The organism is Sorangium sp. So ce381, assembly GCF_051473845.1.
Taxonomy (GTDB): Bacteria; Myxococcota_A; Polyangia; order Polyangiales; family Polyangiaceae; genus Sorangium; species Sorangium atrum.
In genome coordinates, this window is record NZ_CP150336.1 from 4246935 (window position 1) to 4268822 (window position 21888).

The window sequence follows — 21888 nt, forward strand, 5'->3', positions numbered from 1 at the left end:
CGCCACAGCGGACGTCTCGATCGGTCCGGGTCGCAAGGAGGGTGAGCGAGGGATACGGTAGTATTCCGGGCGAGCTCGACGGGCGGGTCGGACCGCGTGGCGGTGCGACAGACAACGGCACCTGAAGCCCCCTTCTCTCGCTGCACGAAGCTGCATCAAGGAGAAGGGGGCTCGTTTTTTTCGTCTTCGTCGCAGCGTTCTGGGAACCTTGGGTAGAATCGGTTGTCGAGGCGTGTGTGGGTCGTGCTCTCCGACGCCTCGATAGCATGCGAAGCTGGTTGACCGGCCGCCGCGGAAGGCGGTACAATGGCACTGTAACCGCGTCGAAACATTGTGAGGAGGCTGGAATGAGAGGGTTGACCCGATTGGGTGCGGGAGTCGTGGCTGCCGTTCTTATGAGCGTGGTCGCCTCATCGGCGTTCGCGCAGGGAGCGGCTCCTGGCGCTGGGAAGAAGGATGAGGGGTACGGGTACGAGTTCTCGGACGATCCGCTGAACGCCGGCGGGTTCGGCCCCAACGACGCCACCATCCGCGTGCGGCCCGGTCCTGTCCGGACGACGCTGATCAGGCCCCGCACCTCGTTCGTTCCGGAAATGCTCAAGTCGGTCGAGAACCTCTGATGTGATGGGCAGGTTTGGCACCTGCCCTATCGATTTACCCCCCGGTGCTGGGGGCGTGCGCCGCGCGGCGCACAGGGAAGGCTGGCGGAGATGGAAGGCAAGCAAAGGGTCGCTCTCACATTTGCGCTCTACCAAAACGAGGCGCTCGTCCGCCGGGAGACGATCACCCAGGATATCGTCAAGGTAGGCAAGGACGCGAAGAGCCATCTGCGTGTCGATGACGAGCTTGCCTCGCGCATGCACGCGGTCATCGAGGTCGCCTCCCCGCAGGACATCACGCTCATCGATCTCGGCAACGAGCCGGGCACGATGGTGAACGGGGCGCGCGTCAACAAGTGCAAGATCAGCCCAGGCGATCAGCTGCAGATCGGCGGCACGAAGATCATGCTGGAGCGCGCGGAGCCGGTGGCGGTCGCCGCGGCGGCGGGCCCCGCCAAGCCGGTCCCCGCAAACCCGTTTGCGGCGGCGCCTGGTGGGAACCCGTTCGGCGCTGCGGCGCCCGGGAATCCGTTCGCGGCCGCGCCGCCTGGGAACCCGTTCGCAGCCTCCGCCGCGGGCGGGGCGGACCCGTTCTCCTACAACAACCCGTTCGCGCAGTCGGCGCCGGCCGTCGACGAGGTGCCCCCGGACGCGCCGGAAGGCTCCTACACGTACACGCTCGTGAAGAACGGGCCGGACGTGCCGAGCGAGGAAGTCGAGGTCCCGGCGGCCTCCGTCGAGGTCATGATCCTGTGGGATGCCGCGGTGCTCCACGTCGAGCACCTCACGCCGCCGCGCTCCTTCTACGTGGGTGAGGAGGCGGGGAAGAACTTCAAGTGCGACTACTTCATCCCCTCGGAGAAGCTCGGCACGACGCGGGCGCCCATCCTCCTCGCGGATCGCTCCGGCTCGGTCTCCGTGGTGCTCCTGCCCCGCGCGACCGGGACCATCGAGATCCCGGGTAGGCCGAAGATGACGGTGCAGCAGGCGATCGATCAGGGCCTCACGCAGCCCTGTTCTGAGCTCTCTGGCGCCTATCAGATGGCGCTTCCGTCGGGCGGGAAGGCGAAGGTCGAGCTCGACGGCATCGTCTTCCAGGTGTCCGCCGTGAACGCAGGCAAGGTCGTGGCTGGCCACCTCCAGCTGGACACGCAGAGCCTGCTGTACACGGGCCTCTCGATGGCGGTTCACCTCGGGCTGCTCGCGGCGATGGCCTTCTTCATGCCGCCCCTCGGCGATACGGGCGAGGACGGGATCTCCGCTGACCAGCAGTTCCTCATCCAGCAGTACCTCGCGGCGGCCGCCGAGAAGGAGATGGAGGAGAAGGAGACCGAGCAGGTCGCCGAGAACGCGGCGGACAACAAGGAGGGTGGCACCGGTACACGCGCCAAGGGTGAAGAGGGTTCGATGGGTAACCCGAACACCAAGGCCACCGGCAACCGCTACGGCGTCCAGGGGCCCGCCGACAACCCGGATCCGCACATCGCCCGCCAGGCTGCGCTCCGCGACGCCGCGGAGTTCGGCATGATCGGGCTGCTGAACGCCGGCGCCGGCGGCGATCCGAACGCGCCGACCGCGCCGTGGGGACGCGACGATTCGCTCGGGAACGATGCGCTGAGCGCCCGCGGCAACATGTGGGGCGATCAGATCGGCGACTCGTTCGGCGCCGGCGGCCTCGGCCTCTCCGGCATCGGCGAGGGCGGTGGCGGGCGCGGCGAGGGCATCGGCCTCGGCTCGATCGGCACCATCGGGCACGGCGCCGGCACCGGCACCGGCCAGGGCTTCGGCTCCGGCCATGGCCGCCTCGGTGGGTCTCATCGCACCAAACCGCCGCAGGTGCGCATGGGTGCGACCAGCGTGAGCGGCCGTCTGCCCCCCGAGGTCATCCAGCGTATCGTCCGTCAGAACTTCGGTCGATTCCGGCTTTGCTACGAGAACGGGCTCAGGAACAACCCGAATCTGCAGGGCCGTGTCGCGGTGCGCTTCGTCATCGGGCGCGACGGCGCGGTCTCCAACGTGGGTAACGGCGGTTCGGATCTGCCCGATAACGGCGTGGTTTCCTGCGTCGTTCGGGCGTTCTACGGCCTGTCGTTCCCGCAGCCCGAGGGCGGTATCGTCACCGTCGTCTACCCGATCATGCTCAGCCCCGGCGGCTGACATGCTCAGCCCCGGCGGCTGAGTTCGCCTCGCCGCTCGGTTCGAGCGAACGCCCCGCACTTCGCGTGCGGGGCGTTTTCCATTTCAGCGCTGGACGCGGCTGGCGCTGGGCGCGGCCGGGGGTCTGCGGCGAGCGCCCGTGGGGTGGCCAGCTCGTCGTCCGCCGCGCGGGGGGAGGGTGGGGGCCCCGCGTGGAGGCGCTGCCGCGAGGCGCATGCGCGGGGTCTGAAGCCCTGGACTTCCGCGGTTGCCTCCGCCTATTCTCGCGTCGCCGCGCGAGGTTCAACGCGCGCCACCTCGGGACGCTTGTGACGGTGCCACACGGAGCGGGGCAGCCTGTCTCCGAGACTGCTGAAGGAGCGGCGCAGCCGTCTCCGGGATTGGGGACGGAGCGGCGCAGCCGACTCCGGGACGCTGAAGGAGCGGCGCAGCCGACTCCGGACGCTGAAGGAGCGGCGCAGCCGACTCCGGACGCTGAGCTGAAGGAGCGGCGCAGCCGACTCCGGGACGTTGAAGAGGGGCGACGCGACGCCCAGGTCACTCAGAGGCCGGCGATGCCGGGGCCATTCGAAAGGTGAGCGAGATGAAGCTTGGGGCATTCTTGATGGTTGGCCTGGTCGCGGCGAGCGCGGCGGGCCTGGGCTGCAGCCGGCACCGCCAGGAGGCCGTCATCCTGGCGAATCAGGCCGACAAGGAGGTCGCCGTCAACCCCGACGGTGCGGCCAACAAGTACGAGCAAGCGACCAAGCTCGACCCGAACAACCACCGCATCTTCTTCAAGCTGGCGATGGCTCACAAGAAGCAGGAGGAGTGGGACAAAGTCGCATCGACGCTGGCTCGCGCCACGCAGATCGCCCCGAAGTTCGCCAACTACTGGTTCGAACGGGGGTGGGCGCTCGAGCAGCAGGCGAAGAAGAAGACGATCTCCTACGAAGAGTCCAAAGAGCCGTACCAGAAGTGCATCGAGAACGACCCCAACTTCGCGGACTGCTACTCCCAGCTCGGGAACGTCTACCTCTGGACGGACGACGAGCAGAAGGCGCTCGAGAACCTCACCAAGGCGATCGAGCACAACCCGAACGAAATCCGGTACTACGCGGCGCTCGCCGACCTGTACACCCGTCTCGGGTACACGAAGGAGGCCGAGCAGGTGCTCAAGGAGGCGAAGTCGTTCGCGAAGCCGGGGGACAAGTACCTCTTCGGCATCCACAGCCTGCTCGCGTCGGTCTACCAGGACCGGGGGTCCACGGCGGAGATGGTGTCCGAGCTCGAGGCCGCCAAGGCGGTGGCGCCGACGGATGGTCCCGAGTCCGTACAGATCCTCTGGAGTCTCGGGAGCACCTACGCGACCCTGGATCCGCCGCGCAAGCAGGAGGCGATCCAGATGCTCAAGGGGTTCACCACACGCGCCTGCAAGGGCTCGAAGGCGGCGAGCTTCAAGACCGAGTGCGAGACGGCGAACACGCTCGTCGCGCGGCTCGGCGGTCAGTAGCCGTGATGCCGCGCGCGGCACGGGGCACCTAAGCGTTTCAATCGTTCGAAGGTCGGGGCCGAGGGTCGATAATCAATGGATCTTGCGCAGCGTCTCAATCATCTCGAGTCGGTTCATGACTGGCAAGGGCTCGTCGAGGAGCTCGAGAAGGGGATTGCGGCCGAAGGGGACGCGACCCGGAAGGCGGCATATCACCTGAAGCTCGGGCGGCTGCTCGAGGAGAAGTTCCTTCAGGCCGTCAAGGCGCTGAAGCACTTCCAGGACGCCTACAAGCTGAATCCAGCGCTGCTCGAGGCGCTGGAGTCGGCTCGTTCCATCTACTGGGACCTCGGCAAGACCAACATGGTCCAGAAGCTCCTGGAGCTCGAGCTGAGGAACGCCCCCGAGGGGACCGCGGCCGCCGAGCTCCGCGTGGAGCTCGGCGACGTGCTCTGCGACGCGGGCGATTTCGAGCGCGCGACGGAGATGTACGCGAAAGGGCTCGCTGCGTCCGGCGGGACGAGCGAGGAGGCGCGGGCCTGCCTGTTCGACATGCAGGTCGATCAGTCGTCGTGGTCGGCGCGCATGGCGGAGCTGGTGGACGCGGCCGACGCGGCCGCGAGCAACGACGAGCGCAAGCGGCTGCTGCTCCGCGCGGCGCGCCTCGCGAAGCGCTTCGATCGCGGTCAGCTCGAGGACCTGCTCCGGAGGGCGTACGAGACCGCGCCTTCCGACAAGCAGGCCGCGGCGATGTTCGAGGGGCTCCTCGTCGAGGCGGAGCGGCCGCAGGCGATCGTGGAGACGCAGCGCCGCATCCTCGACGCGCGCGCCGGCGTGGCGCGCGGAGAGGCGGCGTTCAAGTTCGGCGTGCGCTGGGCCACGCGGCACCAGAACGTCGAGATCGGATCGAAGCTCCTCGAGGAGTCGCTCCGGTTCGATCCCTCGAACGAGGCTGCGTTCGCCTACCTGCGCGAGCTCTGGGGGACGAAGGAGGGCAACTGGGAGCGCGTCGCGTCGCTGGCGGAGAGCGCTGCCAACCAGAACGGCAGCTCCCCGTACATGATCGCGCAGGCGGGCGGTGTTGCCTGGCGCCAGCTCGGCAACCTCATCCGGGCCAGGAGCTGGTTCGAGAGGCTCTCCGCGGTCGCCCCGACGCACCCGAGCGTGAGCGCGTTCGAAGCGCAGATCGGCGAGCGCCTGACGGCCGCGCCTGTCGCGCCGTCCGCGCCTCCGCCGGCTGCTGCCGCGCCCGCGCCCGTCGTCGTCGCGCCCGCGCCCGTCGTCGTTGCGCCCGCGCCCGTCGTCGTCGCGCCGCCTGCGCCCGTCGCCGTCGCGCCTGCGGACGCCACGCCGCTTCCCACGAGCGCGCCTGCGCCCGTCAGCGCGCCTGCGCCCGTCAGCACGCCAGCGCCGCTCAGCACGCCAGCCCCGGTGAGCGGCAGGGCGAGCGCGCCCGTGAGCGCTCCTGTGGATGCCTCGTCGGTGGACGAGCGCGACGCGAGGTCCTCGGTGGCCGACATCGAGCCGCCGCCTGCGCGGGCGCCCGCCGAGAGCAGGCCTGCCGATTCGGAGGTCGGCCGGCGGCCGACGGCGCCGCCGCCTCCGGCCGCGGAGACCGCGGGCCGCGTCGAGGAGCTCAAGGCCAAGGCCCAGAAGCAGGAGCAGGCCAAGCGGTACAACGAGTACGTCAAGACGCTGATCGAGATCGCCGAGGCGGTCTCGGATCCCGCCGAGAAGATCGACAACTACGCGAAGGCGGCGGATCTCTACTCGGGCAAGTTCTCGAACGCGGCCGAGGCGGTGAAGTGCTACGAGGCGATCCTCGCGATCGACGGCGAGCACGCGCAGGCGATCGACTTCCTCCGCCAGAGCTACGAGAAGCGGCGCGACTGGGAGAAGCTCATCGGGCTGCTCCGCCGCGAGGCCGCGGCGCTCCCGGAGGGCGGCGATCGCGCCGCGAAGTACCTCGAGATCGCGAAGCTCGCGTCGGAGCGGGTGAAGAAGGTCGACTTCTGCATCGAGCTCTGGGACGAGGTCCTCGCGAACGACCCGGAGAACCCCGAGGCGCTGAACGCGCTGGCCGGGCTCTACGAGAAGAACAAGGACTACCAGGCGTTCGCGAGGGTGCTGCAGAAGCAGGTCGACACGACCTTCGACAGCACCCAGAAGCTCGCGCTCCTCAGCAAGCTCGCGCAGCTCTACGGCGAGCGCCTCAAGGACGACGAGGCGGCCGTCAAGGCCTGGCAAGAGGTGATCGCGCTGAACCCCCAGGACCGCAAGGCCCAGGAGGCGCTCAAGAAGGCGTACCTCCAGCTGCAGCGCTGGGACGACCTCGAGGTGTTCTACGCCGAGAGCGGCAAGTGGGACGAGTTCATCCGCGTCCTCGAGTCGCAGGAGGCCAAGGAGACCGACGACGCGGCCAAGATCAGCCTGCTGGTCAAGATCGCTGATCTCTGGATGGTCCAGAAGCAGAAGGCGGATCGCGCGGCGCGCGCCTACGAGAAGGTGCTCTCGATCGACGGCTCGCACCTCGCCGCGGCCGAGGCGCTCATCCCGATCTACACGCAGGCGAACAACCCGAAGGGGCTCGCCGGCGCCATCGAGGTGAAGCTCTCGCACGACCAGGACGACGTCTCCCGGCTCGACCTCTACCGGCAGGTCGCGGCGCTCTACGAGACGCGCCTCAAGGAGCCGCAGCGGGCGTTCGAGCGTTACCTCTCGGCCTTCCAGATCGCGCCGCAGGACGAGCAGTGCATCGATGACGTCGAGCGGGCCGCGCGCTCCACCGAGGGGTGGGACGCCCTGATCCAGGCCTACTCGTCGGCGATCTCGCGCGCCGAGGGCGAGGGGGACATCGCGCTCGGGGTCGATCTCCGGCTCCGGCTCGGGCGGGTGCTGCTCGATGAGGTGAAGCGCATCGACGAGGCGCTCTCGCAGTTCCGCGCCGTGTACGAGGCGGACGGCGAGAACCAGGCCGCGATCGGCGCGCTGGAGCGGCTCTACCGCGAGACGGGGCGGTTCGGCGAGCTGCTCGGCATCTACGAGAAGAAGCTCGGCATCGTCACCGAGCCGGAGGAGCGCAAGCAGATCCTCTACGCGATCGCGGAGCTCTACGAAGGGGAGCTGCGCGACGCGGCGCAGGCGATCGGGACGTATCGCCAGGTGCTCGACGACGAGCCGACGGACCCGCAGGCGCTCGCGGCGCTCGACAAGCTCTACCGCGAGCAGCAGGACTGGGCGTCTTACGTCGACGTGCTCCGCAAGCGGATCGACTCTCCGCTCGACGAGCACGCGCTCATCGACCTCAAGTTCCGGCTCGGGAGCACCCTCGAGAAGCACCTGAACGATGCGGCTGGAGCGCTCGAGAACTACAAGGAAATCCTGATCCTCGATCCGGGCAACGACGCGGCGCGCCTCGCGCTCGAGGCGCTGCTCTCGAACGAGTCCCTGCGGGCCGAGGCGGCGGCCATCCTGCAGGAGATCTACGAGGGGCGCGGCGACTGGGAGAAGCTGATCCAGGCGCTCGAGATCCTCGCCGCGGCCGAGGGCGACACGGCGACGCGCGTCGCGCTGCTCCGGAAGGTGGCGCGGACGGCGGCCGAGAGCCTGAGCGACCTGGGCCGCGCGTTCGACGCGCAGTCGCGGGCGCTCAAGGACGACCCGTCGCACGCCGAGACGCGGGCGGAGCTCGAGTCGCTCGCCGCGCAGGCGGGCGCCTGGGACAGGCTCGACGTCATCTTCAGCGAGATCGCCGATTCGCTGAGCGACGCCCGGCTGAGCCGCGAGTACTGGATGCGCCTCGCGAGCATCCACGAGCGGCTCGGCAAGGTCGAGGAGGCGGCGAACGGCTACCTCCGCGTGCTCTCGATCGATCCCGCCGACTCGGAGGCGCTGGAGGCGATGGACGAGCTCTACCGGCGCACCGAGCGCTGGGGCGATCTCATCGGCGTCTACCGGCGCCGCATCGAGCTCGTGCACGAGCCGGCCGAGCGCGAGGGCCTCTACGCGCAAATGGCCGAGGTCTACGAGCAGCGGCTCGGGCAGCCGGAGGAGGCGATCGCCGCTTACCGCGAGGTCCTCTCCATCGACAACACGAGCATGGTGGCGCTGGCGGCGCTCGACGGGCTCTTCAGCCGCCAGGGCATGTGGGAAGAGCTGGCGGACAACCTCGAGGCGCAGCTCGGCATCGCCGTCGACGAGGAGTCCCAGATCAGGCTGATGCTCCGGCTCGCCGCGCTGCGGGAGTCGCGGATGCGGCTCGTCGACTCGGCGATCGACATCTACCGGCAGGTGCTCGAGCGCGAGCCGACGAACGTCGAGGCGCTCGGGGCGCTCGAGCGCCTCGGGAAGGTCGCCGAGCACGAGCTCGCGATCGCGGAGATCCTCGAGCCGCTGTACCGCCAGTCGGGCGACTTCCAGAAGCTCATCGGGGTGCACGAGGTGCAGGTGCGGCGCAGCGACGACGTGACCCGTCGCGTCGAGCTGCTCCACCAGATCGCCGTGCTCTACGAGGACGCGGGCGGCGACCTCAGCTCGGCCTTCGACACCTACGCGCGGGCGCTGAGCCAGGATCCGGCCTCGGAGTCGACGCAGGAGGGGCTCGACCGGCTCGCGCGCGCGACCGGCCGCTTCGCCGACCTGGCGCGCGTGTTCGAGACGCTCGCGGCGCAGCAGACCGACGCCGAGCTCGCGAGCTCGCTCTACACGATGAGCGCGCGGATCTACGAGGGAGACCTCGGCGACATGGACAGCGCCGTCGGGCACTACCGGCGCGTGCTCGAGATCGATCCGCGCAACCTGCACGCGGCCGAGTCGCTCGAGCGGCTGTTCAGGACCGCGGAGCGCTACAACGAGCTGTCGCAGATCCTCCAGCAGAAGGCGGACATCCTCGACGACCTGAACGAGAAGAAGCTCGCCCTCTTCCAGGCCGCGAGCATCGAGGAGGAGGTGCTCGAGCGGCACGATCCGGCCATCGCCGTCTACGGCAAGGTGCTCGAGCTCGACGCCGAGGATCTGCGGGCGATCGACGCGCTGACGAAGCTCTACCTCAGCCTCTCGCGCTGGCAGGAGCTCCTCTCGGTCTACGCGAAGAAGGCCGATCTCGTCCTCGATTCGAACGAGAAGAAGCGCATCTACTACCAGATCGGCGCGGTGTACGAGCGCGAGCTCGGCAACGTCGCGAGCGCAATCGACACGTACCAGCGCGTCCTCGAGATCGATCCGGACGATCTCCAGGCGCTCGGGCGGCTCGACGTCCTCTACCAGACGTCGCAGAACTGGCTCGAGCTGCTCAGCGTGCTCCAGCACGAGGCGGAGATCACCGCGGATCCGGCGGAGGGGATCAGCTACCAGTACCGGATCGCGGAGCTCTACGAGAAGCACCTCGACGACGTGTCCCGGGCGATCGAGCTCTACCGCGATCTCCTGCAGCAGATGCCCGATCACGAGCCGACGCTGCGGGCGCTCGAGCAGATCAAGGACGGCAGCCGTGAGCCGCTCGGCGCCGCGCTGGTGCTCGAGCCGATCTACGACGCGTCCGGCGAGTGGCAGAAGCTGATCAGCGTGCTCGAGGTCCGGGTCAAGGTGGCCGAGGACCCGTACGAGAGGGTCGATCTGCTCCACCGCGTCGCGCGCCTCTCGGAGGAGATGCTGAGCGACCACGTCACCGCGTTCGAGACGTACGCGCGGGCGGTGACGTTCGACATCGGCAACGAGGAGTCGCTCTCGAACCTGGAGCGGCTCGCGATGATGGTGAACCGCTGGCCGCAGGTCGCCGCGCTGTACGACACGGAGCTCGGCCGGCTCGGCGAGGAGCCGGCGCGCTTCGTGGAGCTCGGGCTCCGCCTCGCGCAGATCTTCGAGACGCAGCTCGACGACATCGACAGCGCCGTCGCGCGCTACAGGCGCGTGCTCGATGTCGAGCCGGAGAACCAGACCGCGATCGCGTCGCTCGATCGCCTGTTCACCGCGACCGAGCGGTGGAGCGACCTCGTCACCATCCTCTCGCGCGAGTCGGAGATCGCGCAGTCGCCGGACGAGATCCTCGAGTTCAAGTACCGGCTCGGCGTGGTCTATCAAACGCGGCTCAACGACCTGCCCGCGGCCATCGGGGCGTACCGCGAGGTGCTCACGGCGGCCCCCGAGCACTCGCCGACGCTCGAGGCCCTCGAGGGGCTCTTCGCGGCCGGGATCAAGCAGATCGAGATCGGCGCCATCCTGGAGCCGCTCTACCAGGCGGCGGCGGAGTGGGAGAAGCTCGGCGGGGTGCTCGAGGCCGAGCTCACCCACCTCACCGAGCCGCAGGAGCGGCAGGCGATGTACTACCGGCTGGGGGAGCTCCAGGAGGAGCGCCTCATCTCGCCGGACGGCGCCCTCGCGGTCTTCATGCGGGCGTTGAAGGAGTACCCGGGCGACGAGAAGACGCTCGAGGAGGTCGAGCGGCTCGCCGGCTCGGTGGACGGCGGCTGGGAGATGCTCGCCAACGCGTACGCCGACGTGCTGGGCATCCACAGCGACAAGGACGTCCAGACAGGCATCGGCAAGCGGCTCGCGCGGGTCTTCGAGACCGACCTCAGCGACGTCGCCAAGGCCGAGGAGACGTACCGGTACGTGCTCGGCATCGAGCCGCTCGAGGCCGAGGCGCTCTCGAACCTCGATCGGATCTACACGCAGCTCGAGCAGTACCCCGAGCTCGCGAGCGTGCTCGAGCAGCGGGTGCGAGCGACCGAGGATCGCCCGGAGCTCGTCGATCTCTACCTCCGGCTCGGGCAGACGTACGAGGAGCGGCTCGGTCAGCTCGACGACGCCATCCGCGCGTTCCGGCGCATCTTCGACGAGCTCGAGACGACGAACGAGCAGGCGATCAGCGCCCTCGAGCGCATCTACACGGCCAAGGGGGCCTGGACCCAGCTCAAGGTCGTGCTGGAGCGGGAGCTCGAGAACGCGATGGGCGACAGCCAGGAGGCCGACATCCGCGCCAAGATGGCGCATCTGCTCGCCGATCGGCTGAACGACGTCCAGGGCGCGGTCGAGACGTGGAAGCGCGTCCTCGACCTCCGCGGCGAGGATCCGGAGGCGCTCGGGGCGCTCTCCAACCTCTATGAGCGGGTGGGGCAGTGGTCCGAGCTCTGCGACGTCCTCGAGCGGCACTACGACATCGCGATCGACGATGAGTCGCGCGTCGCCGTGCTGCTCCGCCGCGCCAAGCTGTTCCACGAGCAGCTCGGCCGCGACGACTCGTCGCTCGACGACTACCAGCGCGTCCTCGACATCGACTACGCGAACCTCGAGGCGCTCTACGCCATCGCGGCGATCTGGCGGCTGCGCAACGAGCCCGAGCAGATCGTAAGCTCGCTCCACCAGACGGTGGATCGGGCGCGGGACGTGCTGCCGGCCGAGAACGTGATCGCGCTGTACCGCGAGCTCGGGACGACCTACCAGCACGTCCTCGGGCAGGCGTACGACGCCATCGACGCCTGGAGGAAGCTGCTCGAGGTCGACCCGAAGGACTTCGAGGCGATGGCCGCCCTGGAGAACCTGCTCCGGGCCGAGGGGCGCTGGGTCGAGGTCATCGACGTGAAGATGGGCCGGGCGGCGGCCTACGAGTCGCCGGCGGACAAGGTGCGCGAGTACCTCGAGGTGGCGCAGATCTGGGAGCACCAGGTCGAGGAGAGGGACCGGGGCACGCTCGCGTACGAGAAGGTCCTGGAGCTCGAGCCGACGCACGATCAGGCCTTCGCGGCGCTCGAGCAGCTCCACGACGCGGCCCGGCGGAGCGAGCCGCTCATCGAGCTCTACCTCGCGCGGCTCGACTCGCGCGAGGAGGTCTCCGAGAAGACCGACATCCTCCGCAAGGTGGCCCGGGTCTTCGAGGAGCAGCTCGAGGACAAGCCTCAGGCCTTCGACGCGCTGCTCACGGCGTTCGAGATGGACTTCTCCGACATGGACACGGTCCGCTACCTCGAGCGCATGGCGCAGGCGACGAACCGCTGGCCCGAGCTCGTGCAGACGGTGAACGGGTGGCTGCAGCAGCAGACGGCCCCGCTCCAGAAGATCACGCTCTGCCTGCGCCTCGCCAAGTGGTACGCGGAGGACCTCGGCCACCCCGAGTACGCCCAACCGTACTACCAGCAGATCCTCGCGCACGACCCGAACAACGTCGCGGTGCTGCGCCAGATGGCGAACTTCTTCAAGAAGACCGGCCAGTGGCAGCAGCAGGGGCAGATGCTGACGAGCGCCCTCAACGTCGCGGTGACCGACGTCGATCGGAAAGAGGTCCTGACCGAGCTCGGCGAGGTCCTCGAGAAGCACATGGGCGAGGTCGAGCAGGGGCTCAGCTTCTACCGGCGCGCCCTCGACGTGGATCCGCTGCACCTGCCGGCCCTCGAGGCGCTGGAGCGGATCTACACGGATCGCGATCAGTCGAACGATCTCGTCGACGTCCTGCTCCGCAAGGCGCGGGCCGTGAGCGAGCCCGACGTCGTCGCGGCCGTGAAGCTGCGCACCGCCGGCCTCTACGAGTCCAAGCTCGGCCTGATCGAGAAGGCCGGCGCGGTCTACCGCGAGGTGCTGGACATCGACGCATCGAACCTCCTCGCGATGCGGGGGCTCGAGCGCGTCTACACGGCCACGCACCAGTGGCCGGATCTCGTGCGCGTCCTCGAGATGCAGCTCGACGTGGTCACCACGGAGCGCGAGCGCATCGACGTGCTGATGAAGATCGCGAACCTCCAGGAGGAGCAGTTCCTGAAGCCCGATCTGTCGGCCGCGCGCCTCGAGCAGGTGGTCGAGATCGACCCGAGCCACGAGCCCGCGCTCGAGGCCCTGGAGCGCTGCTATCGCCGGCTCCGCCAGTGGCACGATCTCATCAACACCTACGATCGCCACATCAACGCGGCGGAGGATCGGCAGAAGAAGATCGAGCTCTGGGCCCAGACGGCCAAGGTCTACGCGGAGGAGATCGAGGACCTCGACCGCGCGATCGACGCGTACCTGAACATCGTCGACATCCAGGACACGCACATCCCGGCCCTGGAGGCGCTGGCGAAGCTCTACGAGAAGCAGGACAACTCGGCGAAGGCCATCGAGTACATGACGCGCGTCGCCGACCTGACGGCCGACGGCAAGCAGCGCGTCGAGATGTACTTCCGGATCGGCCGGCAGCTCGACGAGAAGCTCGGCGAGCGGGTCCAGGCCCAGGAGCGCTTCGAGATGGCGCTCGATCTCGATCCGTCCCACGTGCCGACGCTGGCGGCGCTGCGGGTGATCGCGATCGACGCGGCCGACTGGGACCGGGCGGCGCGTTACCTCGACCAGGAGCAGATGAACACCGACGCGCCCCGCGCCAAGGCGCGGCTGCTCGTCGAGCTCGGCAAGCTCCGGGACGACATGCTCGGCGAGCACGCGCTCGCGGTGCAGGCGTACGAGATGGCGCTCCAGAGCGATCCCGACAACGAGGACGCCGCGATGCCGCTCCTCAACGAGTACGTCTCCACGGAGCGGTGGGCCCAGGCCGAGCCGCTCGCGGAGATGCTCGTCAGGAAGAGCGGCAAGCGCGACAGGTCAGAGCAGCACCGGCTGCAGCGGACCTTCGGGCGGGTCCTCGAGCGGCTCGGCAAGGACGACGCCGCGCTCAAGGCGTACACGGCCGCGCACAACCTCGATCTGACCGACCAGGAGACGATCCGGGGCCTGGCGGACGTCAGCTTCAAGCTCGGCGACTGGGCGAGCGCGCTGACGAACTACCAGAAGGTGCTCACCAGCCTCGACGAGGCCGAGACCGAGGAGCGCGCGACCGTCTACTACAAGCTCGGCTGCATCAAGCAGGCGCAGGGGCAGTCGAAGCAGGCGGTCAACAACTTCGAGAAGGCGCTCGGCGCCGAGCCCGCGCACCGGCCGACGCTCGAGGCGATGGTCGCCGTCTACGACGCGCTCAAGGACTGGAAGCAGGTCTGCCACTACAAGCGGCTGATCCTCGACAACATCATGGACGGCGTCGAGCGGTTCAGGATGTTGAACGACATCGGCGACATCTGGGTCGAGAAGGAGAACAACATCCCGAAGGGCGTGGAAGCCCTGGAGGAGGCGCTCGACCTGGAGCCGCAGAACCACGTGCTGCTCCACAAGCTGCTCCAGCTCTACCAGCGCACGGGGCAGTGGGAGCGGATGGTGGACTGCCTCCAGCGCATCGCGGAGCTCGAGCCGCAGCCGGATCGGAAGAGCCGTTACCTCTACACGATGGCGCAGATCTACCGCGACAAGCTGGACGACCCGGCGCGCGCGGTGGAGCTGTTCAACGACACGCTGGACCTGAACCCGCACTCCCTCGAGGCCTTCGAGCGCATCAACAAGATCCTCACGGCGCAGAAGGAGTGGAAGCAGCTCGAGCGGGCGTACCGCAAGATGCTGCACCGGGTGGCCGGCAAGGGGAACACGGACCTCGAGTACAGCCTCTGGCACGCGCTCGGGCTCATCTACCGCGATCGGCTCGGCGACAGGACGGCCGCCGTCGAGACGTTCCGCATGGCGTCGCGGCTCAAGCCCGAGGACGCGACGGAGCACCTGATCCTCGCGGAGCTCTACGAGCAGTCGGAGCAGTTCGATCTGGCGACCGGCGAGTTCCAGGCGATGGTCAAGATCGATCCGATGAAGATCGACCCGTACAAGCGGCTCTACCGCCTGTACGTGGACAGCAAGCGTTACGACCAGGCCTGGTGCGTCGCGGCGGCGCTGTCGTTCCTCCGCAAGGCCGATCCCGACGAGCAGCAGTACTTCGAGGACTACCGCCCGCAGGGGCTCATCCAGGCGAAGAGCCGGCTCGACAACGAGCAGTGGATCAGGAACCTGTTCCACGAGGAGGAGAACCTCTACGTCGGCAAGATCTTCGAGATGATCGCGGGCGCCGCGCTCAGGGCGAAGATCGAGACGCTCAAGCAGCGCCGTGAGCTGCCGGTCCTCGATCAGCGCTTCCTGCAGGATCCGGCGACCTCGACGGTGACGTTCGCCCGGACCTTCGGGTGGGCGGCCAACGTCCTGGGCCTGCCGGCGCCGCGGCTCTACGTGCGGAGCGACGTGCCCGGCGCGCTCGTCGCGGTGGCGAACGAGCAGCCGGCGTCCGTCGCGGGTCAGACGGTGCTGACCGGGTTCTCGCCGCAGGAGCTCACGTTCATCGTCGGCAAGCACCTCGCGATGTACCGCGGCGAGCACTACATCAAGACGCTGTTCCCGACGGTCACCGAGCTGACGGTGCTCCTCTTCGCCGGGATCAAGCTCGTCGCGCCCGACACGTCGGTTCCGCCGGACATCGAGAAGCAGATCACGGCGACCGCGCAGACGCTCCGCGGGTTCATGCAGCCGATGCAGCTCGAGGGGCTCCGCATGGTGGTCAAGAAGTTCCTTGCGGAGGGCGCGAAGGCCAACATCAAGCGGTGGGTCCAGTGCGTCGACATCACCGCGGCGCGCACCGGCCTGCTCCTCTCGGGCGATCTCGAGATCGCGAAGAAGATCATCGCCGCCGAGCCGCAGCAGCCCGGGGATCTCCCGCCCCAGGACAGGCTCAAGGAGCTGATCGTCTTCTCGACAAGCGATCAGTATTTCGCGCTGCGTCAGGCGCTCGGGATCGCCATCGGCGAGGGCTGATCCCGCGCGGCAGTCGGGCCTAAGTTGCGGAATTCACCTCATTAACTGGAGCACCCGGGGCATTCAGGGGGAGCGCGCGCGCGCTCCTCGGCCCGGGGCTCCGCTGTGCCGGAGGGATGCACATCTCCATGAGTCTGCTTGACGAGTCAGCAATCCTTACGAACGATCAGGTGCTGTGACCTCGTCATCGATGATCGTCCGGCTCCCCGTGCAGTCCGCGAGAGGCTTCGGGAGATACAGGCTGATCGCAAAGCTTGGGCAGGGAGGGATGGCCGAGGTCTTCCTCGCTGCGCATCGCGGCCCGCTCGGGTTCGAGAAGCTGGTCGTGATCAAGCGGCTCAAGCCGGGGATCGCGACCGAGCCCGAGGTCAACGCGATGTTCCTCGACGAGGCGAGGCTCGCCGCGCGGCTGAACCACCCGAACGTCGTGCAGACGTACGAGTGCGGCCAGATCGACGACCAGTACTACATCGTGATGGAGTACCTGGAAGGGCACTCGCTCGATCGGATCTGCAGGAAGATCGACCCGTCGCGTCACCGCGCGGTCTACCTGGCGATCCTGGCCGACGCGCTCGCCGGGCTCCACTACGCGCACGACCTCATGGACTTCAACGGGCAGCCGCTCCAGGTGGTCCACCGCGACATCAGCCCGCACAACATCTTCGTCACCTACGACGGGCAGGCGAAGGTCGTCGACTTCGGCATCGCGAAGTGGGCGACGCGCGACGCGGACACCAGCACCGGCGTCGTGAAGGGGAAGATCCGGTACATGGCGCCGGAGCAGGCCCTCGCGACGATGGTCGATCGCCGCGCTGACATCTTCTCGATGGGCCTCATCTTCTGGGAGCTCGTCGTGGGCGAGCGCTTCTGGGGAGATCTCTCCGACGTGCAGATCCTCCAGCGGCTCACGTTCGGCGAGATCCCGAAGCTGCGCGAGCGGTGGCCCGCGGCGCCGGACGCCCTCGAGCGGATCTGCTCGCGCGCGCTCGCGATGGCGCCCGAGGAGCGGTACGCGACGGCGGCCCAGATGCGCGACGACGTCGAGGCGTACCTCGCGACGATGGGCCGCCGCCCCTCCTCGGCCGAGATCGGTCGCCTCATCGGCGAGACGTTCGCGCACCGCCGCGCCGAGGTGAGGTCCGCGATCAGCGACCAGCTGGGGCGGCTCCACGCCAGCGCGGCCGAGGGCGGGGAGGAGTTCGAGATCCTGCCGGTGCTCGAGGAGCGCGGCGCCGTGCCGTGGTCTCAGCGCATGCCGCTCTCGCAGATGTCGCAGCAGTTCTCCGCGCCGGTGGGGGACCAGATGCTGGGCGACGACCCGTCGCGCGAGGACAGCATCTCGAACCGCCAGACGATCCCCACGATCATGGTCGCCAACACCAAGTCGACCCGGCGAAAGGCGCTCTGGAGCGCGGGGATCGCCGTGCTCTCGGTGCTGCTGATCGGCGGCGCGTGGGCGGTCCTCGCGCTCCGAACCCCGGCGACCCAGGTGGACAGCGATGCTCGGACGGAGGTCAAGGACGAGCCCACGACCCCTCCTCCCACGACCTACGCGCCCCCGGTCGCCAACCTCGTCGAGCTCCGGATCATCGCCACGCCGCTGGACGCGAAGATCTACCTCGACGACGTGGAGCTCCCCAGCAACCCGTTCTTCGCGAGGTTCAGCCGGGATGGCACCGGGCACCGCATCCGGGTCACGGCCGACGGGTACACCCCGGAGGCGCGCTTCGTGGTGTTCACGCGCGACGAGGTGCTGACCATCAACCTCCGCCAGGTGCCGTCGACGTCCCCCAAGGCGGGCGGCGGCGCCGCGCCGCGGAAGTGACGGGCAGGGCCGCGGGCTCGGCCTAGCCGCCGGACAGCCGCCGGAGGCGCCGCGAGGGGGCGCCGGAGCGCCGCGCGGGGCTCTACGGCCGGCCGCTCAGCATCGCCTCGAGCTCCGGCGGCACGCAGCCGTAGGCCTCGGCGGCCACGAGCAGCGCCGAGTTCTGCGGCAGGTTCAGCAGGAACGAGCTGGCGTAGGGCGTCCCCTCGAGGCCCTTCAGCCGGCGCAGGAGCGGGGGCATCGCGCGCTCCATCGCGGCCCGCGCGCCCTCCAGATCGCCCATGTCCACGCACGCGTCGTGGAGCGCGAGGTAGATCGGCGCCTCGTTGAGCAGGCTCGGCGCGCCCGCCTCGACCAGGGCCGCCGCCTCCCGCGCGATCTCGCGGGCCTGCTCGGCGTTGCCGAAGCGGCGCTCCGCCTCGGCGCAGAACCCGAGCGCGACGGGCAGGACGTCGCGGTTGTCGGTGACGCGGTACGCGTCGGTCGCCTTCTTCAGCAGCGAGCGCGCCCGCGCGAGGCCCGACGACTCGAGGCGCAAGAGCTCGCAGCCCCGGTAGAACAGGATGCCCAGCGTCACCCGGTCGCGCACGACCCACATGCTCCCCGCGGCCTCGTCCGCGCTCGCGCGCGGCTCCGCGAGCACGGCGTCGAGCCGAGGCTCGGGGCCGAACGTCGCCGCCCAGCAGAGCAGGATCATCTGCCCGTGCCGAGCCGCCCCGGAGCTGCCGATCGCCTGCGCCCTGGCGATGCCCCCCTCGATCTCCTGGAGCGCCTCCTCCCGGGCCCCGATGGTCGTCAGCGCGAAGCCGACGTTCATCGTCAGCATCGCCTCGCGCTCCTGCAGCCCGGCGCGGCGCGCGGCCCGCGCAGCGTTCCGGCGCGCCCCCAGCGCAGCGGCCGGCTCGCCGCGCGTCTGGTGGGCGACCGCGCGCGTCTGCCACGCGTCGACCGCCGCCCAGACGAGGTTCCGCCGCGCCGCCAGGTCGAGCAGGTGCGCGGCCTCCTGCTCGGCCATGGCCAGCTGCCCGGCGAACGCGTGGACCTGCGCCAGCGTCGCCGAGCACTGCGCCTCCTCCTCGACGAGATCGATCGACCGGGCGCGGTCGCGCAGCGCCGTCAGCCGCTCCTCCAGGTCGATGCCGGAGCCGCACGCGTGATCGTAGCGCGCGCGGGCCGTCAGCGTGCGCAGCTCGCTCGCCTCGTCGAAGACGTTCTCCCACATCGCCCGGATCGCCGAGTCGCGCTCGGGCGAGCGCGCGTCGAGCCGCGAGTACGCCTCCTCGAGGAGGACCGCGCGCGCGAACGCCGTCGGCTTGTCGGGGGAGAACACGAGCGCGCGATCGGCCATGGTGACCGCGTCGCGGAGCGAGTTCGTCGCCAGGGCGCGCCGCGCGGCGGCCTCCCAGCGGATCGCGGCCTCCTCGTGCTCGCCGCCGAGATCGAAGTGCTGCGCCACCGTCGCGCTGTCCTCGCCGAGCCGATCGAGCCAGCGCGCCGCCGCGGCGTGCAGCCTCTTGCGGAGCTCGTCGCCGACGGACGCGTACGCGACGTCGCGGACGAGCGCGTGCTTGAACAGGAACTCGCGCGTGGCCGGGAAGCGCGACGCGGGCTGCGCGACGAGGAGCTCCGCGGCGATGAGCTTCTTCAGCGCCGTCGCGGGCTCGGCCACCCCGACCTCGGCGAGGCCCAGGTCCCACACCGACAGGCCGAAGACGCTCATGCGCACCACCGCCTCCCGGGTGGGCTCGTCGAGCGCGTCGAGGCTCACCTGGATGGCCGCCTCGATCGTGGGCGCCGTGGCGGCGTCCTTGCCCGAGGCGATGACCCGCGCGAGCTCCTCGGCGAAGAGCGGCGAGCCGGCCGCCTGCTGCGCGACGCGGTCGAGCGTCGCCTCGTCGAACGGCCGCGCGGCCGCGGCCGCGCTGAAGACCGCCCGCGCGATCTCGCGCGTGGCCCGGCGCGCGATGGGGCGCAGCTCCACGCGCACGTGGTCGCGGCCGGCGAAGCGCTGGCCCTGGTCGCGCCAGAACGCGGGGCGCACCATGAGCAGGATGAACAGCGCCCTCCCGGTCGCCCGCCCGAGGAGGTGATCGAGCCACGCGACGCTCTCCGGGTCGGCCCACTGCGCGTCCTCGACGAGCAGCGCGCACGGCTCGCTCGACGCCGCGTCGACGGCGATGTCGGTCATCGAGAGGTAGAGCGCGTCGCGCGCGCCGCGCAGGTCGACGCCGTCGGGGAACGGCTGGTTCGCGAGCAGCCGCGCGAGGAGCCCGCCGTCGCCGTGGAGCGGCCGCCGCGCGCGCACCGCGTCCTCGGCCTGCTCGAGCGACGCGCCCTTCGGCAGGCCCATGAGGACCCGCAGCGCGTCCGTGGCGACGCCGAGCGCCTGCGCGCGGCCGAACGACTCGCAGCGCAGCTGGACGAGCCGCGGCGGATCCGGTCGATCCACGATGCGGGCGACGAACTCGCGCGCGAGCCGGCTCTTGCCGATCCCCGGCGGCCCCGAGATGCTCATCACGACCGGCGTCCCGTCCTCCACGCAGCGCTCGAACGCCGCGACGGTCGTGATGAGCTCGGCGTCCCGCCCCACGAACGGCGTCTGCGCGTCGGGCCGCTTCGGCGCGCGCGCCAGCACCCGCACGGCGCCGCTCTCCAGGGGCTCGCCCATGAAGCGCCCGCGGGACAGCTCCACCGTGGTGGCGTCCGCGAGGACCCTGCCGAGGCCCGCCTCGCGCGCGAGCGCGACCGCGCGGTCGACGACCTCGCCGGCGGAGCGCGTCCTGTCGACGCGCATGCGGCCGGAGGCGACGCCGACGCGGCCGCCGCGGCCGCCGAGCGCGAGCCCGAGCTCGAGGGCGCGGGACGCCTCGTCGCCGTGGGCCTGCCGCACGCCGAGGTGGGCGGCGATCGAGTCCGTGCCGAGCGGCAGCGCGTCGGCCCCGCGGCGGCGCAGCGCTTCGAGCTCCCGCTGGCGCTCCTCCCCGGTGGCCACGTGCAGCGCCACGATCGTGGTCACGAGCCGCGTCCCCATCACCCCCGGCGGGTTGTCGCTCACGCGCAGCGGCGACGGGGTGGGCAGGTACGGCTCGTCGGCGAGCGCCGCGAGCCTGTCCGCCACCTCGCGCGCCGAGCTCGGCCGGAGCTCCCGGTCGGCGCGCAGGAGCGCGTGGATCAGGTCGTCGAGCGCCGGGACCACGTCGAGCAGGAACTCCGAGAGGCGCGGCGCGGGCGTCGTGGCCAGGCGGACGAGGGTCGCGATCGAGCTCGGCCCCATGTGCGGGGGCCGGCCGGCGACCAGCTCGAACAGCGTGGCGCCGAGCGAGTAGAGATCGCTGCGCGCGTCGACGGTCGCGTCGCCGCGCGCCTGCTCGGGCGAGATGTACGCCGGCGTGCCGACGAGACCCCCCGCGTCCGTCGTGAGCACGACCTCCTTCGACGCCGCCACGCCGAAGTCCACGAGCTTGGTGCGGAGCGGGGCGTCCGGCGAGCCGCGCAGGAGGAGGATGTTGGAAGGCTTGATGTCGCGGTGGACGACGCCCGCGGCGTGCGCGGCCGCGAGCGCGCACGCCACCTGCCGCCCGACCTCGATCCCCTCGCGCAGCGAGAGCGGGGAGCGCTTCTGGCGCGCCGCCAGGTCCTCGCCGTCGAGCCACTCCATCGCGATGAAGGTCGCGCCCTCCTCGATGCGCCGCCCCTCCGCGTCGACAGCGCTCGCTTCGAGCGTCCCGAACGCAACGACCCTCACGATCCCGGGGTGATCGAGCTCCGAGAGGACCTGCCCCTCGCGGGAGAGCCGGGCCTGGCCCTCGGCGTCGACCCCGACCGCCGTGATGATCTTCAGCGCGACGTAGCGCTCTGTCTGCACGTCGAAGGCGCGGTGCACGGTGCCGATGCCGCCGCGGCCGACCTCGTGCTCGATGTGGAACCGGCCTGCGACGAGCGGCCTTGCGGACTCGATACGCGCGGAGCTCATGCGCTAGCCGACGTGGTTTGTGGGATGGGCGCCGAGGGGGCTCCGGCGCAGCGGAGAGGCGATCTCATCGCGTCGGGCCGCGTGGGCCTGCGGTGTTCCGACAGGGCGCATTCGCGAAAGAGACTACGCCGTCGCTCATGGCAGTTCCAGTGTCGCGGTCGCGGGACCCGGGCAGCGTGGCGGACGCGGCGAGCCGGCAGGAGCGCTCGCAGCGCCGCGCGCGCCT

The 21888-nt window shown here is 70.0% G+C and carries 6 protein-coding genes; 5 read left to right on the plus strand and 1 reads right to left on the minus strand.

The window, feature by feature from the left end; all coding sequences use genetic code 11:
* The first annotated feature begins 380 nt into the window (after positions 1 to 380).
* The 5 genes from WMF29_RS16170 to WMF29_RS16190 all read left to right on the plus strand — a co-directional run bounded on the left by WMF29_RS16170 (position 381) and on the right by WMF29_RS16190 (position 17689).
* Positions 381 to 620 carry a hypothetical protein gene (locus WMF29_RS16170; RefSeq protein WP_272098136.1) on the plus strand — a complete coding sequence of 80 codons (240 nt, stop codon included), beginning with the start codon at positions 381 to 383 and terminating at the stop codon, positions 618 to 620.
* A 90-nt stretch (positions 621 to 710) separates the two neighbouring features.
* Positions 711 to 2756, plus strand: coding sequence for an AgmX/PglI C-terminal domain-containing protein (locus WMF29_RS16175; RefSeq protein WP_437329685.1), 2046 nt, complete (start codon positions 711 to 713; stop codon positions 2754 to 2756).
* A 583-nt stretch (positions 2757 to 3339) separates the two neighbouring features.
* A complete protein-coding gene (locus tag WMF29_RS16180; RefSeq protein WP_437329686.1) occupies positions 3340 to 4248 on the plus strand; it encodes a tetratricopeptide repeat protein in 909 nt (302 codons plus the stop codon).
* A 75-nt stretch (positions 4249 to 4323) separates the two neighbouring features.
* Positions 4324 to 15864, plus strand: coding sequence for a tetratricopeptide repeat protein (locus WMF29_RS16185; protein WP_437329687.1), 11541 nt, complete (start codon positions 4324 to 4326; stop codon positions 15862 to 15864).
* 268 nt (positions 15865 to 16132) lie between these two features.
* The gene (locus tag WMF29_RS16190; protein WP_437329688.1) at positions 16133 to 17689 is read left to right on the plus strand and encodes a protein kinase domain-containing protein; all 1557 of its coding nucleotides are present in this window, start codon (positions 16133 to 16135) and stop codon (positions 17687 to 17689) included.
* A gap of 82 nt (positions 17690 to 17771) precedes the next feature.
* Here WMF29_RS16190 and WMF29_RS16195 read toward each other — a convergent pair whose 3' ends face one another.
* Positions 17772 to 21662 (minus strand): serine/threonine-protein kinase, encoded by a 3891-nt coding sequence (locus WMF29_RS16195; RefSeq protein ID WP_437329689.1) that lies wholly within the window; start codon positions 21660 to 21662, stop codon positions 17772 to 17774.
* Positions 21663 to 21888 lie beyond the last annotated feature (226 nt).